The organism is Photobacterium sp. NCIMB 13483 (genome assembly GCF_003025475.1).
GTDB lineage: Bacteria > Pseudomonadota > Gammaproteobacteria > Enterobacterales > Vibrionaceae > Photobacterium > Photobacterium piscicola.
Window position 1 is genome coordinate 70,208 of the sequence record NZ_PYLV01000020.1, and the last position, 14,716, is coordinate 84,923.

A 14,716-nucleotide genomic window follows, 5' to 3' on the forward strand; every position below is an offset into this window, starting at 1 on the left:
TTTTCATTAATAAATGTCCGACTAAGCATTTTCTATGTCTGGTTACGAATATATATTTCTCATAGGAAGTGACAAAATAGCGTCGTCCTCTATTTCAATCTCCCTTATTGAAATAACTGTTTTATCTAAGGCTTAAAATGTTCTATTTACTCCCTCTTTTTACGGTTGCGATCTGGGCCGGAAATGCGATTGTTAACAAAATGGCCTTCAGTGTCATCGACCCCGGTGCGATTTCGTTCTATCGGTGGTTTTTTGCTTTAGTGGCATTAACCCCTTTTTTAGCTAAGTCGGTATGGCGTGAACGAGTCATCATTAAACCGTATTTAGCTAAGTTAGCTTTTTTAGCTTTACTAGGTATGGTATTGAATCAGTCGTTAGGATATTTTGCCGCGGCAACCACAAGCGCAACCAATATCGCATTAATTATTTCATTAGTGCCACTAGTCAGTATGTTTTTAAGTGTGCCATTACTTGGCCAACGTTTATCTCCTTTTGCGCTTATTGGTGCCGTTTTATCATTAAGCGGTTTGGTCTTGATGTTAAGCCATGGTCATATTAGTAATTTGATCAGCCAGGGGATTAAACAGGGTGATGGCTTAATGCTGTTAGCTGCGGTGGTGTACGCGTTATATTGCGTGTTACTAAAACGCTGGAAAATGCCGATTTCAAATTGGCACTCAGTGTATGTTCAATGCCTATTTGCAGTGATGATGCTAACACCTCTATTGTTAACCAGTCATCGAATAGCAATTACTGCTGCTGCCGCACCTTTAATTATGTATGCAGCATTATTAGCATCAGTGTTGGCGCCTTGGTTATGGATGCAAAGTATTGAACGCCTAGGCGCAGATAGAACAGCGATGTTTATGAATCTTTTGCCGATTATGGCAGCCGGCATTGCTAGTGTTATGTTAGGCGAACATTTACAAAGTTATCATTATGTTGGTGGCATTATGGTGCTATCTGGTGTGGCAATGGCACAGAAACGTGTTAAAGCGAAAAAACAAGTTGAAGCAGTTACTGTATAAGCACACAGATATATTCCACTAATGTACAAATAAAAATGCCGCAGTTAATACTGCGGCATTTTTTTAGCATCACGTTTTTATGAGGATGTGACGGTTTAGATAAACACTAATAGCGGTGAGATACAGAGCAAGATACCAGTGATGATGATAAGGTTTGTTGCTGTGCCTTTATATTGATGTAAATGTGGTACTTGATACACTAAATAGGCAGGAATTAAACAACCTACAATACCGAATATTGGAGAGCAGATTGATGTAAACGATAGAATCGGTAAGTTTAAAGCAACCGCACCCCACGCAATTAAAATAATAAATACAGTGGTAAGCTTATTCACCAAATTGATATTAATATTGCTTGGATCAAATTTACGTTCAAGTAGGTTCATGGCTAAACCGCGACAGGCTTCTTTAAAGGCAAGAAAAACACCAAAGAATGAAGTCACAACGGCAAAGATATTGATCACGATACCAACAATTGTTGCAGAGCTACCAGGGAAGTAATGTGCAATCATTGCGAGTGCTGAAATGTTTAATTCCATCGCATGTTTAGCTTCAGTCTGACTGATGGCAAAAGTAAACGACACTGCAAAGAAAAAGACAATGACAAAGAGAATAGTAAATGCAATTTTCATCGCACGAGTGGCTTTATAACGTGCAACTTCAATGGATTTTTCATGTGAACGGTAAGAAATAACCATTGGGCTCAATGACTGAATAAACAGAATTGATGTAAGGGTAAATGGCAATGTAATAATGGCATTTTTCAACATTAAGCCCCAATTTTCAACGGGAGTAATATTGGTAAGGCTCCATTGAGGGACTAATAATACCCCCATAACCGCGACTAATAGTAAGACGGTGACAGCCATAAAGCCTGATATTTTAAATAAGATTTTTTCACTTTTAGAACCGATATAACTGAGTAAGCTAATCAGTGCTAACCCATAAAAGACATTATGATTAAGATGGGTTTTCGTTACACCAAAAGAATGTAGATATGAGGCGCTATCATTGGTCACGGTTAATGCATAGACCAAGACCCAAATCACTAACATTAAGAAATAAAGAATACCTAACGCAATTCCCCAGTTTTTACCTAAATAACCAGAAATAACACCAGGATAATCCGTACATTTTTTTGATTCAGCCAAAGTATTGATAAAGAGCTTTTGGAATAAATACATGGCTGGATAACCGATCACAGCTGAAAGTAAAAATACCCATAATCCCATAACCCCTACTTGGACAGGTAAAAATACAATACCTGCACCAACGGCCATGCCGATGCTCATTACAATCCAACCGATGTCGACATTGTCAAATTTTATCGCCTGTTGCCATTGTTCAAGCGTCATATTGGCACGAACATGCAACGGCGTATTCGCTGTTGAAGGGGAATTATTGACTGTTTGGTTCATAGTAATGTCAGCCTTGAATGATTAACCTAAACACAGTGTTTGGCTTATTATTTTGGTGGCAGGATCGCCAATCTAGTTCGCGTCTTTCTAGCAATATAAAGCAATTAAATTATAACGAAAGAGAAGCTAAAAAGAGTGCTCATGGCTCATGCATTTGGCTTTAACTTTATGTTATTTAAATATTTTAGAACCACTTATCAGAAAAAAATGGATAGATAAAACGCACTCAATGTCGTTACAACAAAGATAGGATAGGGCGATTTATTTAAGTCAATAAAGTGGTTTGCCTAATAGTGTTTACGCTGTTTATGGAGGGAATTATCACGCTATTATAGTGGCTTTTAAATAACTAGAAGTAATAACTTATAGTCAAATAGAATATTAAAGGAAGGGGAAATGCTGTTTTTACTGTTTTTTGCTTATGAACGAAGAAATAAGACAATATAGTCCTCTAGATAATGATAAAAAAGCAACTGAGTTATCTAGCTTTATATGTATATCTAGAGGATTTATCCACAAGTTAGCTGAATGTGTGGTTATTTATTAATCATGATATCAAGGATTTGAACATCTGTTTGTGTCATCGAACCATTTGCTAATGCTGAAAGATTGCGAATAGTACTATCAACATTGTTTGTAACAATGCCTTCATTTCCTGTAACACTAAAACCATCAAGTGCCATTAATGCAGATTTTATGGCAGAGCCTGCGGATGATGATACTTTCATTGCACAACTGGTTTTTGCACCATCACAGATCATGCCAGCAATATCGCCAATCATACTATTGATTGCAGCGCTGATTTGCTGAATATTACCGCCAAGCAACCATGTCATTCCAGCAACTGCGCCCATTGAAGCCGTTGTTGCACCACATAAGGCAGATAATTTGTTTTGATGGCTTTTAATATAAATTGCCATTAAGTGTGACAGCATTAAAGCACGAATTAATTGTTCGTTAGTCGCCTTGATAAATTCAGCGACGACTACCACCGGCATAGTCGCAGCAATACCTTGATTGCCTGAACCAGAATTACTCATCGCTGGTTTCATGGCGCCACCCATTCGAGCATCAGAAGCTGCTGCAGTACGTAGTAATACGTCTGTTAATAGCCCTGCTGATAGCAAGCCTCGATCAATATTACGCTGAAAAGTTGCGCCCACTTGAAGGCCATAGTTACCCGCTAAGCCTTCAATCGAAAGTGCATTGTTGAGCTGGTAAGCTTGCTCAATAAAGCTAATATCTGCTAATGGTGCTTGTGTTGCGAAGTCAAAAATATCTTGAGCACAAGCATCAGTGAAAGGATTGGTATTAACTTTTTCTTTGGCCAAGTGAGTCGTATTTTTTGGATCAGCAATGTAAGTTGTTATTCCATCTTCTTCTATTGCAAGTATGTGAGTGTGAGTATCTGCAATGATGACGCTTGCAGAGCGATCGCCACTAAAGACGGTGACTTTGGAATACAGAATATTACTGACATCCGCAACACTAACGGTTACTAATTTCTTATCAAGCATCGCTTTTGCAATAGCAACATCTTCAGGAGTAAGGTTTTTGAGAACTTCTAATTGCGCCTGACTGTCGCCTGCAATAGCACCCGTCGCTGCGGCGATTTCTAGCCCGACCATTCCAGTACCAGGTACAGTTACACCCATACCATTTTTCATTAAATTAGCCGATACGAACGCTTCAATTCCGGTAATTTGTTGATGATTAATATTAAGTTTGTTTACGGCAATTGCTGCTGCTAATGCAACGGATACGGGTTCAGTACAGCCAAGAGCTGGTACAACATCGCGTTTTACAACATCAATAAATGCAGGCCAAAGTGTATGTTTCATTGCAATCACCTAACGCTCTATATAAAGAGTCAAAAATTATGGATAAAGCAAATTGAGATATTTGCAGAGTCAATAATCAGCTAATAGTCTTTTTTTGTTCGTGCTGCTGAGTATACGTCTAGTTGTAAAGAAAAAAATTGTATAATCATTACTTATAGCAGGGTTAAATAGAATTAATTACTATTAATTAGATTGATGGTGGAATATATGATGCGTAGATCACGGTTTTTTTGGTAGTATTTTTCATTAAGGCGATAAGGGATTTTTATGATAACTGTAAGTCTGTTATTTTAAATAGGCAAAAAAAGTAGTTTCTAGTGGCGGTAGAGGTTACTTTTTAGGTATCATCCTCAGGTAGAGATCATATAAAGGTTGAAGATAATCACTTCAGCCTTTTCTTTTTTTTGAAAACGTAAACGTTTGCGTTGGCGCAGTAATAAATTATGGCCAGTGATGACGGTTTGAAACTAGAAAATTATAGGAAGACATCATGTCTGCTGACAATAGATCCAATACCCAAAGTTTACCAGCGCACGGCTTAGATCGTTATTTTCAAATATCTGAGCGTGGTAGCAGTGTTAAACAAGAAATTATCGCTGGGTTAACGACCTTTTTAGCAATGGTATATTCAGTCATTGTTGTACCAAGCATGTTAGGTGCGGCTGGTTTTAATCAAAGTGCTGTTTTTATTGCAACCTGCTTAGTTGCAGCTTTTGGTTCATTACTGATGGGATTGTGGGCGAGATTACCAATGGCCATTGGTTGTGCGATATCGCTTACTGCCTTTACTGCTTTTAGCTTAGTACTTGGACAAGGGGTCAGCATTCCTGTTGCTCTTGGTGCTGTATTTTTAATGGGGGTTCTATTTACGCTGATCACTGTGACGGGTGTTCGCGGTTGGATCATGAGAAATATGCCGACAGGAATTGCACATGGTACAGGTATTGGTATTGGACTATTTTTATTATTGATTGCCGCTAATGGTGTGGGTTTGGTTATCAAGAATCCACAAGCAGGCTTACCGGTGGCTTTTGGCCATTTTATGTCATTGCCTGTGATTATGTCATTGGTAGGGTTGGCTGCAATTATAGGTCTTGAAAAACGTCGAGTACCTGGCGGTATTTTGCTCGTCATTATTGCTATTTCAGTTTTTGGTCTCATTTTCGATCCTAATGTGAAATACCATGGCTTGTTTGCACTGCCTACATTTGGTGGTGAAGGCTCTTTAGTTGGTTCCTTAGATATTATGGGTGCGCTTAACCCCGTGATCTTACCGACAGTGCTTGCGTTAGTGATGACGGCTATTTTTGATGCGACAGGTACGATTCGAGCGGTGGCAGGCCAAGCTAATTTATTGAATGAACGTGGCAATATCATTAGTGGCGGTAAAGCGTTAACTGCCGATTCAGTAAGTAGTATTTTTGCTGGTTTTGTTGGAGGCTCTCCAGCAGCGGTTTATATTGAATCTGCTGCGGGTACTGCTGCCGGTGGTAAAACAGGTCTAACGGCAACAACGGTTGGACTCTTGTTTGTTCTCATGCTGTTTTTAGCGCCTTTAAGCTATTTAGTTCCCGCTTACGCAACTGCGCCAGCTTTAATGTATGTAGGCTTATTGATGCTAAGTAATGTGAGCAAGCTAGATATGAACGACTCTGTTGATGCGTTATCTGGGTTGTTATGTGCCGTCTTTATTGTGCTAACAGGCAATATTGTTACAGGTATTATGCTTGGTTTTGTGAGTTTGGTTATTGGTCGCGTTGTGTCTGGTGATTTTAAACGATTAAATATTGGTACGGTTATTATCGCAATCGCATTAGTGGTGTTCTACGCTGGCGGTTGGGCTATTTAAGCGAATAAAATTATATTGTTATCATTAACCCGCGTACTAAACGCGGGTTTTTTTATTGAATAAAATAGCTAACTTCCAATTTTGGTCTGTTGTATTGATCAAAAATGAAAACTTGCTTTACATGATCTGTGGTTATCATTGTTGCTCAGTACATTGATAGGTTATCAATGCTGAGTTTAAATAATATCGGATCGTATTTATAATGCGAATTTAAATATATATTATTTAAATTCAATATGTTATTGCTATTTTGTTGTTGGTGACTAAGCATAAAAAGAAACGCTAACGCACTTTAGAAGGTAATTAACGAAGAATGGTTTTTCATGCTCTCTATTTGTGTATCTAACGTTGCAATTTACATGGGATGACAATTAATTTAATGCTGGTAGATTTAAAAAAGATGAGTTGCCTTAGGGTTTGGTCATTATTTTATTTTTATTAAACGTTGAGGTTAACCATGAAAGTTGTTATTGAAATTTTAGAATCAGGTACATACCGTGATCAAGCATGGGAAGGAACTTTTTTATCAACGAAAGGTGAGTTACGCGCTGTTACACCGTCTTATGCTGCACAATTGATTGGCCAAGAAAAAGCGGCACTTTATCTTGATAGTAATGGAGAAATGAAGTTTGCATAAATACCAATATGGTAGTGAAATTTAGAAATGGCGTTTCTATTAACTTAATAGAAACGCCATTTTTTTAACTTTAATTTATGCTTATTTACAATGTAAATTTAATATTAATCAATTGGTTATGATTTATTGCTGATATTGACGAGAAATCACCGAAAGAGCTCAAGTAAATTGTGAATGAAGGTGAGTAAACTTCCTAAAAAATTCATCCATTCTATAAACAAAGCAGGCATAAGATAATTATCTTTGATTCAAAAAAGTAAAAAGGGGCGTAGAAAACGCCCCTGTGATGGTATGACTTACTTTGTTATGCAGTAACTGGTTTATTTTTGATCTTTGTTTTTAAGAAGCGGTCAATTGGCATTTCTATAAATTTATAGCATAAGAAACCAGCAATGGCGCTACCAACGACTAATGCTGTTACATAAAGTGGGCCAATATTGATCAGGCCTAGCTTACGCATTACGATCGTAACACCAGAAATAATAAATGGGTGTACTAGATATAGTGCATATGATGACATGCCTAATTGATATAGTAGGTTAATTTTTGGCATTTTTGATTCTAAAGAAACGAACCCAATAAATAATAGGAACATTGGAATACCATAGGTAATAACACGACCTAATGAGGTAGGTAAAAGTGAACAATCAAAATTATGAGCAATCAGTAATATCAATGCCACTATTGTTGCTATAGCTGCCATTTTCATTGAAATCATTTTATTAGTTATGATTTTATATGCAACGATGCCTAGTACAAATTCGATTAAAACTGGATTTGTAATAAATGTGGCTGGGTTTAAAACCCATTTTGGATGTGCAGGTGGGAATATAAGACCTACAATCACTAAAATAATTAAAGCAATCGATGTAAATAATTTTTGTTTGTCTTTAGAAAATAAGAAGGAAGCAAAGATTAAATAGAAAAAGAATTCATAGCTTAATGTCCATGCATTATTGATTAAATATGGATGTCCATTAGGGATTAAAGTAAAAGAAGAGAATATAGACGTTGAATGTGAAGACGAAGAATTGACTAAGGCCGGATTAATTAAGTAAATGGTTAAAGCGACACAAGTTAAAATCCAATATAAAGGTGCAATACGTATTACACGGGATTTCATAAATGAAGTAAAGGATTGTCGATTTCTATCTACAGTTAAACACATGATAAAACCTGAGATAATGAAGAACAGATCAACCCCGCCTCCGCCAATTTTGACGAAATTCAGAAGATCGATGTTGTAAATCATTGCCTTATGGTTTGAATGAGCAATAACCACCATTATTGCTGCTAAAGCCCGTAAGTATTGTATAGATAGGTACACTGTAAATCTCTTTATATTGAGTTGATAGTAATCTTTAAAATATGTTAACACTCGACGATATAAAGACAACCCAGATACAAGTTTTGTTTATGAAATACACTTAAAAGCATAACCTAAGCTAATGTTTTTAGTTTTATCATTTGCAGGGTAAATGTGTTGTTTTGTCTAATTTATTCGATAAACTGGCTTATTTTGAATTCTGTTAATCAATATAAAAAATCATAAATTATTAAAGGTGCCTGAGATTAGGTCTATTTATATGTGATTACGTAATATAGAAGTCATAATTAGCACTGTCTAAACGTAACATTTTGATGAAGCTACAATGAAGTGTAATAAAAAACTTACCTAATTGTACTTAAGCGACGATGATAATTATCAATGTAACGTTATCAACAGGAAAAATAAGCTTCTATAATCAATGTAATGTGTTTATTTTATACTTTACGGTTAAAATTTGTTTGATTGGAACTTTTTTGTGTTTTTTCGCTTTACAGATACAGCAGATGACTATAATATTCACCGCAATTACGGAGAGATGGCTGAGCGGTTGAAAGCACTGGTCTTGAAAACCAGCATACGTTTATAGCGTATCTAGGGTTCAAATCCCTATCTCTCCGCCATATTTAGTTATCAAGTTTCGACTTGGTAGTAAAAAAAGAAATTAGTGTGCCGACTTAGCTCAGTAGGTAGAGCAACTGACTTGTAATCAGTAGGTCACCAGTTCGACTCCGGTAGTCGGCACCATTAAATTTCGGTGGGATTCCCGAGTGGCCAAAGGGAGCAGATTGTAAATCTGCCGGCACTGCCTTCGAAGGTTCGAATCCTTCTCCCACCACCATAATTTGTAAAGATACATCGCAGGTATCGTATAATGGCTATTACTCCAGCCTTCCAAGCTTGAGATGCGGGTTCGATTCCCGCTACCTGCTCCAAACAATTCCCTCTTAGTTCAGTTGGTAGAACGCCGGACTGTTAATCCGTATGTCACTGGTTCAAGTCCAGTAGAGGGAGCCAAATAGAGAAGCCCGCAAGAAATTGCGGGCTTTTTTACGTCTGAAATTTAGTAAAAATAGTTTTTGAGAGTGCAAGATATCAGATTTCATCACTAAACAATTCCCTCTTAGCTCAGTTGGTTGCTTTTTATTAGAAGCTTGGCGGACTGTTAATCCGTGTATCATTGGTTCAAGTCCAGTAGAGTGAAGCCAAATAAAGAAGCCCGCAAGCAATTGCGGGCTTTTTTACGTCTGGATTAAACATAGGATAGCCATATCTTTACTTTAAAAACTCAACATACTGTGGGTAGATTTCTTATCATCATCATAAGCATTCTTTTTTTGGAATGACACTATCTAAGTAAAAAGTTATGGGTGTCCAGTATTTCTCCCTAGTTCAAGTCCCATTAAGCCACAACAAGTATTACCTCAAATTAACGAACTAATTTTAATCTGCAGTTATAGTAGCGGTATAATAATGTCTAAAAATAGATAAATGGGCTAAATTTAAATATGTGATATTGAATACCGTTAGGAGAGTTTAAGATGAATGAAAGAACTTTAGCCGTTGATGCAATTCCTGATAAATTAATTCCTCAGTTTTTAAAGCAAGCGAAAAAAATAGATAATTTTTGGTTTGATATGTTTCTACTTTGTGTCACTTTTGGCTTGAGAAATATAGAATGTAGGGAGTTGAAATTTTCACAGATCAATTTAAAAGAGAAAAGAATAACATTATCTAATACAAAAGCCGACAAAGCGAAATTAACCAGAAAAGTTAACCAGCACCTTGATAAACAATGGAATATAAAAGGGAGGCAATGGCTACGAAAACACATGGTCGACCTAAACGCATCGTTGATTATCAGGTTGGCAACTTCGCTAGATGAGTTGGGTTTTATAGCAGAAGAATATCAATTGGGTGTTGCTTATGAAAAAGCAAAACAGCATTACTACGATAAAGAAAAACCTCAAATTTACAATTATTTAAGAAGAACCTTGCCATCCCACTCTCGGCAAATCGATTTTTCATCATTTAAAGCTATAGAACAAATGCTTTCTCGACGATTAAAAAAACACAAAGGGCGTACATATTTATTTCCTCGAGATGAACTCATTCGTAATAAATCAATCACAAACAAAGATAAGCCTTTATCCAGACAAAGTGTTTACAACGTAATAAAAAAAATAAGTTATTCATTAAAAAATAAATTAAAAGATATTAAATTAGGATTGCATTCTTGCCGAAAATCAGCGGTTCAGAAAGTTGCAACTTTAATGAATGATGTTTTTGCAGCATCCATTTGGATTGGTCATGGCCATGGCAAAGGCAATTTATCAATGACAGAGCGGTATTTAAATCGTTCAAAACATCGATTCCAAGAAATAAACCTAAAGTTATCTAAAACTTGTCATTATGACCATTGCGTCAAGTTATCGAAGTCCTCTTGTTGTTAACCCAGTAACAACACTGCCTACGAATCTACCATCTATTCCTTCTTTATTGTTGTTATTTAATATAAAAAGAGATGAAACATGATTATTTTCTTATTTAACATGTAGTTAATCAACATTGACGCAATGGTCATTATGACAAGGTCATTGCGAAAGTGCCGAGAATAGCGTAACGATTAATTCGCTCGCTAAGGTATTTTTCGTGATTAAAAAATGAAAGAAAGGAAATGGAGATGATAGAGAAAATACTGGCAATGAAAAAAGTGCAGCTTGAAGGATCGATATTATTACAAGTATCAGATGGGTTTGAAACCACTGTTACAGGGCTAAATGCTAACGGGGAATATTCATTAAACACTTTTTGTATAACATCTTTTACAATGGATATAACAACACAATTGCTATCTGTTGTTGTTTCTCGACGTTTTCCCATTATTCCAGTACAACAAAAAGGTTGGCTTTGTGCTAATGGTTGTGAATTTGAGTATGAGCAAGTGGAATTAACCTGTAATTATTGCCTGATTTATAATCACGTCGTTAGTGTTGATATACAAGTTGATTCAGGTAAGAGACTTAAAGTAATTTCACTTTCATCACCTTATCTTGAGCTAGATAATAATGTTATTTTCTAAGTGTTATTGAATAAATATAACAACATAAGATAGAAATGGCTTAATTTATTTGCAGCCATAGTGAGCAACATTTATTGATTCCAGTTCATAGAAAAGCCTATGATTTGAAAATAGTTCAATATGGCATTTCTAAATTTAGTAGATGTAACAGATATTATATTGAATCAGTAGGGATGTTCGTCGATATTGTGCGATATGGTTGTTGTGGGATCGCTTGTATACATCAAGCGACTCTTATTTTTAGGGTGATTTTCAAAATCCAAACAGAAAATGATCAACGTTTCTAACTGTGATAATTTTGCTTTGTATTGGACAGAACTGAGCGTTGTACAACGAATTTGATTAACGTGCTATCTTGCATATTAAAACTATAGATGGATATAAAAAGTTACACATATTACCTGATTATGCTCGTTCATCCTTGGTCGACTCCATAACCACATGAGTTGTAATCATTGCAATGTGAGGGAGCATTCCAAGGGTGTTAGAATGAAATTCTTTGTAACTTTTTAAATCTGTAGTTTCTATACGTAATAGGTATTCAAATCTCCCCGTTACATTATGACATTCCACGACTTCTTGTGATAGCGAAATGGCTTTTTCAAAACTTTTCTGTGCCTCACTTGTATGTGTAGAAAGACCGACTGTAACGTACGCAACAAAGCCGCGACCAAGTGCTTTGTAATCAAGTATTACACGATACCCTTTAATGATTCCTTTACTCTCTAATTCTTGAACGCGGCGCAAGCATGCAGATGCAGATAAGCCTATCTTTTGTGCTAGTTCTGCATTTGTGATTTTTCCATTCGTAGTTAACTCTTGCAAGATTCTTTCGTTATAAGTATCCATACGTCACTTTTATTGTGTTATTTGTTTAATCACCACAATATGCGCAAGCACATTTCGTGTAAAGCTATATATAGTATATATAACAATTAGATGAGCCATACTTTAACTAATAAGGTCAATCAATGAATAATCTATCAGATGAAACGGAAAAACGATTTGTTGCGATTCTAAATAAAAAAATGGATGTTGGGCGTGCAGCCAATGTTCTTGGTCACATTAGCGTCGGCTTGTCGAACTTGCTGACGCCCGATGATGCGGTCTATGTTGACTATACGGATCTGGATAACAACCTACATAGTAGTGTATCTCATTACCCATTTATCGTTTTGAAAGCAGACAACTCAAATAAAATTAGGAAGGTAAGAGAAGGAGCTATTGCTCGAGGAATTAAATTCACCGTTTTTACCCACACCATGATTGAAGGTGGTTCAACAGTGCAGCAGTCCAAGACAAAGGAAACACCAGAATTAGAAATGAATTACTTAGGAATATGCCTATTTGGCGAAACAGAAGTAATTCGAGAGGTAACCAAGAAATTTAGTTTGTATAGATAGGCTAACTATTACGATATATCCCCTAAAATCATTTATATAAATTTGGGTGCTCCTTTTGCTAAGAATTTTGTGCATATATCATATCAACTTAATGTTCGATATATATTGATATAAATGATTTTGTTTAATGAATAGCAAGAACTAAAAAATTAAGAGGAAATCAGTTTGGAGTATGTACTATCTGTTGCATTATTTGCTATCTCTTCTTCGGTAACTCCTGGTCCTAATAATATAATGGTTATGACATCCGGTCTTAACTTTGGTGTGCGAAAAAGTTTGCCTTTATTAATAGGGATTAGTCTTGGTTTTACGATAATGCTCTTACTAGTCGGATTAGGGTTTAGTCAATTATTTGATCTATTTCCTCATCTAACGTTGACCATAAAAATTGCTGGTACAGCTTATTTGCTTTATTTGGCTGGGCTAATAGCTAGAAGCAGTAGAATTGAGGTAGTCAACAAGCAAACAAAACAGTTTGGGTTTATGAAGGGGATGTTATTTCAATGGGTGAATGCTAAAGCATGGGTTGTTGCTATTGGGGCAATCTCAGCATTTACCACTGTAGGTGGGCACTATATATCCCAAAATTTGATAATCGCGGCTACATTTTTTTTATATTGTTTCCTTGCGTTGGTGTTTGGTTATTGTTTAGTTCACTTCTTCGCTGTTATCTCGAAAAACCTACTTATTTACGTTGGTTTAACATATCGATGTCATTATTATTGATGGTATCAACATTACCTGTTATTCATGATATTTGGCAGCAGTTTTAACTACGTAGATTAACGTAATATAAGGGCTGTCGGTATAAAAAATATAACTATTAAATTTAGATGCACAAATTAAAATGTTATTTTTTGATTATTTTAAAGGATATCAGCACCGCTGATTAACAGGTCAGCTATTAGGCAGACCCCAAAAAACATAGCTCTCTCATCCTGTATTACATCATTTCCAATAGCAGGAGGATACACATTATTTATCCTAAGAAAGTCACCTCAAATAAATTTCAATATGACGTTGTTATTTTATTAATGATATTACTCAATCCTAAATTATCACGCTGGACACAATTTGCGAGATAATCAAAAAACAAGGTTATTCAGCAATTTATAAATTTGGTAGATATAACAGATGTTATGTGAAATTGGTGGGGAAGTACGTCAAAATAGCCTGAGATTAGTGAAGTTGGTTGTGACAGAATTGCTTGGTGATCAAAACGAGTTAGCTAAAGAGCTAACTCGTTATTGGATAAATTAGAGTAAGATGAAAAAACCGTACATCCTAGAGGTTTTATTCACCAAACTGTCTCTTGAGAGCAGCAAAAATTGGTGGGTTATCTACATTTTTAGGAATTATTGGGTCATCGTTTTTATCTATTGCCATTATTTCAATATCATTAGGCCCAACTTCCCATGCATCTACAACTACAATATCAAACTTGTTGATTATCCTTCGTTTACTTGAAGAAGGTAATAACTTTTCGTCTTTTACTACTCCATAGCTCAATATGTATTTTTTCCTGTCTTTATAAGCTGCCAAGAATCGGTCAAGATTATCGCTCGTCGAAGGCGTCATCGTATTCTTTCGAGCAATCATTTGAACCATTTTACTATCATCAAATGTAGAGTTTTCGCTAATGCAAACTCGATAGTGTGCTGGTGACTTCTCACTAATTTTACGAATAATTGATATTTTTAACTTGTTAGGTTTATCGACTTCTCCAACTTCGCTTATAAGGTCATCAAAAATTGATTCCGCAGCTTTTTCATCATTAAATAATAAGGTTAACTCAAGTGTACCATCTGGATATAAAGCGAATCCTGTTCCACACCAAATAGTTTTATCCCAAAGCCTAACTTTAATTAAATTATTAACTTTCATATCGTTATGTGATAGTTTTTCTTTATCAAATAAATTCTTCGGCGGCTCACCTTTACCAGGTTTGTAATCGGTCAATGAATTTTTCACAATCATTTCTTTTGGAAATTCTTTATCCCAAGCTTTGTTGTGGCTTAATGAACTTGTACACCTAAATAGGATAAAATACTCTTAATATCAAAATGGTGTACATAATGAAAAAAGCTCGAACAACTTATTCAGTCGCATTCAAGCACGATGCTGCTAATTT

12 protein-coding genes and 6 tRNA genes are annotated in these 14,716 nt (G+C 35.9%); 13 read left to right on the top strand and 5 right to left on the bottom strand.

The features are described 5' to 3' along the window. Positions 1 to 137 precede the first annotated feature (137 nt). Positions 138 to 1,028 carry a DMT family transporter gene (locus C9I86_RS14910; protein ID WP_080156456.1) on the top strand — a complete coding sequence of 297 codons (891 nt, stop codon included), beginning with the start codon at positions 138 to 140 and terminating at the stop codon, positions 1,026 to 1,028. A 95-nt stretch (positions 1,029 to 1,123) separates the two neighbouring features. Here the strand turns inward: C9I86_RS14910 and C9I86_RS14915 are convergent, their stop codons facing one another. Together C9I86_RS14915 and C9I86_RS14920 are read right to left on the bottom strand one after the other, a co-directional pair. Further along, on the bottom strand, positions 1,124 to 2,446 hold the full coding sequence (locus C9I86_RS14915) for an amino acid permease (RefSeq protein WP_158258954.1): 1,323 nt from the start codon (positions 2,444 to 2,446) through the stop codon (positions 1,124 to 1,126). 536 nt (positions 2,447 to 2,982) lie between these two features. Next, positions 2,983 to 4,287 carry a serine dehydratase subunit alpha family protein gene (locus C9I86_RS14920; protein ID WP_080156454.1) on the bottom strand — a complete coding sequence of 435 codons (1,305 nt, stop codon included), beginning with the start codon at positions 4,285 to 4,287 and terminating at the stop codon, positions 2,983 to 2,985. A 490-nt stretch (positions 4,288 to 4,777) separates the two neighbouring features. Between C9I86_RS14920 and C9I86_RS14925 the strand changes: the two genes are divergently transcribed. Both C9I86_RS14925 and C9I86_RS14930 read left to right on the top strand, forming a co-directional pair. After that, positions 4,778 to 6,136 (top strand): NCS2 family permease, encoded by a 1,359-nt coding sequence (locus C9I86_RS14925; RefSeq protein ID WP_107276802.1) that lies wholly within the window; start codon positions 4,778 to 4,780, stop codon positions 6,134 to 6,136. A gap of 457 nt (positions 6,137 to 6,593) precedes the next feature. Further along, entirely contained in the window at positions 6,594 to 6,773 is a 180-nt protein-coding gene (locus C9I86_RS14930) for a hypothetical protein (RefSeq protein ID WP_080156452.1), read from the top strand. 304 nt (positions 6,774 to 7,077) lie between these two features. Here C9I86_RS14930 and C9I86_RS14935 read toward each other — a convergent pair whose 3' ends face one another. Continuing rightward, positions 7,078 to 8,100 (bottom strand): acyltransferase, encoded by a 1,023-nt coding sequence (locus C9I86_RS14935; protein WP_080156451.1) that lies wholly within the window; start codon positions 8,098 to 8,100, stop codon positions 7,078 to 7,080. A gap of 532 nt (positions 8,101 to 8,632) precedes the next feature. Here C9I86_RS14935 and C9I86_RS14940 point away from each other — a divergent pair. The 8 genes from C9I86_RS14940 (at position 8,633) to C9I86_RS14975 (ending at position 11,182) form a co-directional block, all read left to right on the top strand. Further along, positions 8,633 to 8,723, top strand: a tRNA-Ser gene (locus tag C9I86_RS14940). A gap of 48 nt (positions 8,724 to 8,771) precedes the next feature. Beyond that, positions 8,772 to 8,847, top strand: a tRNA-Thr gene (locus C9I86_RS14945). 9 nt (positions 8,848 to 8,856) lie between these two features. Next, positions 8,857 to 8,941 (top strand) — tRNA-Tyr (locus tag C9I86_RS14950). Positions 8,942 to 8,960: 19 nt separating this feature from the next. Further along, positions 8,961 to 9,035, top strand: a tRNA-Gly gene (locus C9I86_RS14955). Between the two features lie 6 nt (positions 9,036 to 9,041). Then, positions 9,042 to 9,117 (top strand) — tRNA-Asn (locus tag C9I86_RS14960). A 99-nt stretch (positions 9,118 to 9,216) separates the two neighbouring features. Then, a tRNA-Asn gene (locus C9I86_RS14965) sits at positions 9,217 to 9,308 on the top strand. 333 nt (positions 9,309 to 9,641) lie between these two features. Beyond that, positions 9,642 to 10,553, top strand: coding sequence for a tyrosine-type recombinase/integrase (locus tag C9I86_RS14970; protein ID WP_080156450.1), 912 nt, complete (start codon positions 9,642 to 9,644; stop codon positions 10,551 to 10,553). Positions 10,554 to 10,783: 230 nt separating this feature from the next. Then, positions 10,784 to 11,182, top strand: coding sequence for a hypothetical protein (locus C9I86_RS14975; RefSeq protein WP_080156449.1), 399 nt, complete (start codon positions 10,784 to 10,786; stop codon positions 11,180 to 11,182). 405 nt (positions 11,183 to 11,587) lie between these two features. Here C9I86_RS14975 and C9I86_RS14980 read toward each other — a convergent pair whose 3' ends face one another. Next, on the bottom strand, positions 11,588 to 12,031 hold the full coding sequence (locus C9I86_RS14980; protein ID WP_107276804.1) for an Lrp/AsnC family transcriptional regulator: 444 nt from the start codon (positions 12,029 to 12,031) through the stop codon (positions 11,588 to 11,590). Positions 12,032 to 12,153: 122 nt separating this feature from the next. Here C9I86_RS14980 and C9I86_RS14985 point away from each other — a divergent pair, with 122 nt between their 5' ends. Further along, positions 12,154 to 12,585, top strand: coding sequence for a DUF2000 domain-containing protein (locus C9I86_RS14985; protein WP_107276806.1), 432 nt, complete (start codon positions 12,154 to 12,156; stop codon positions 12,583 to 12,585). A gap of 165 nt (positions 12,586 to 12,750) precedes the next feature. Next, a complete protein-coding gene (locus tag C9I86_RS14990) occupies positions 12,751 to 13,311 on the top strand; it encodes a LysE family translocator (protein WP_107276808.1) in 561 nt (186 codons plus the stop codon). Between the two features lie 567 nt (positions 13,312 to 13,878). Here C9I86_RS14990 and C9I86_RS14995 read toward each other — a convergent pair. After that, positions 13,879 to 14,556 (bottom strand): hypothetical protein, encoded by a 678-nt coding sequence (locus C9I86_RS14995; RefSeq protein ID WP_146142638.1) that lies wholly within the window; start codon positions 14,554 to 14,556, stop codon positions 13,879 to 13,881. Positions 14,557 to 14,716: the final 160 nt, after the last annotated feature.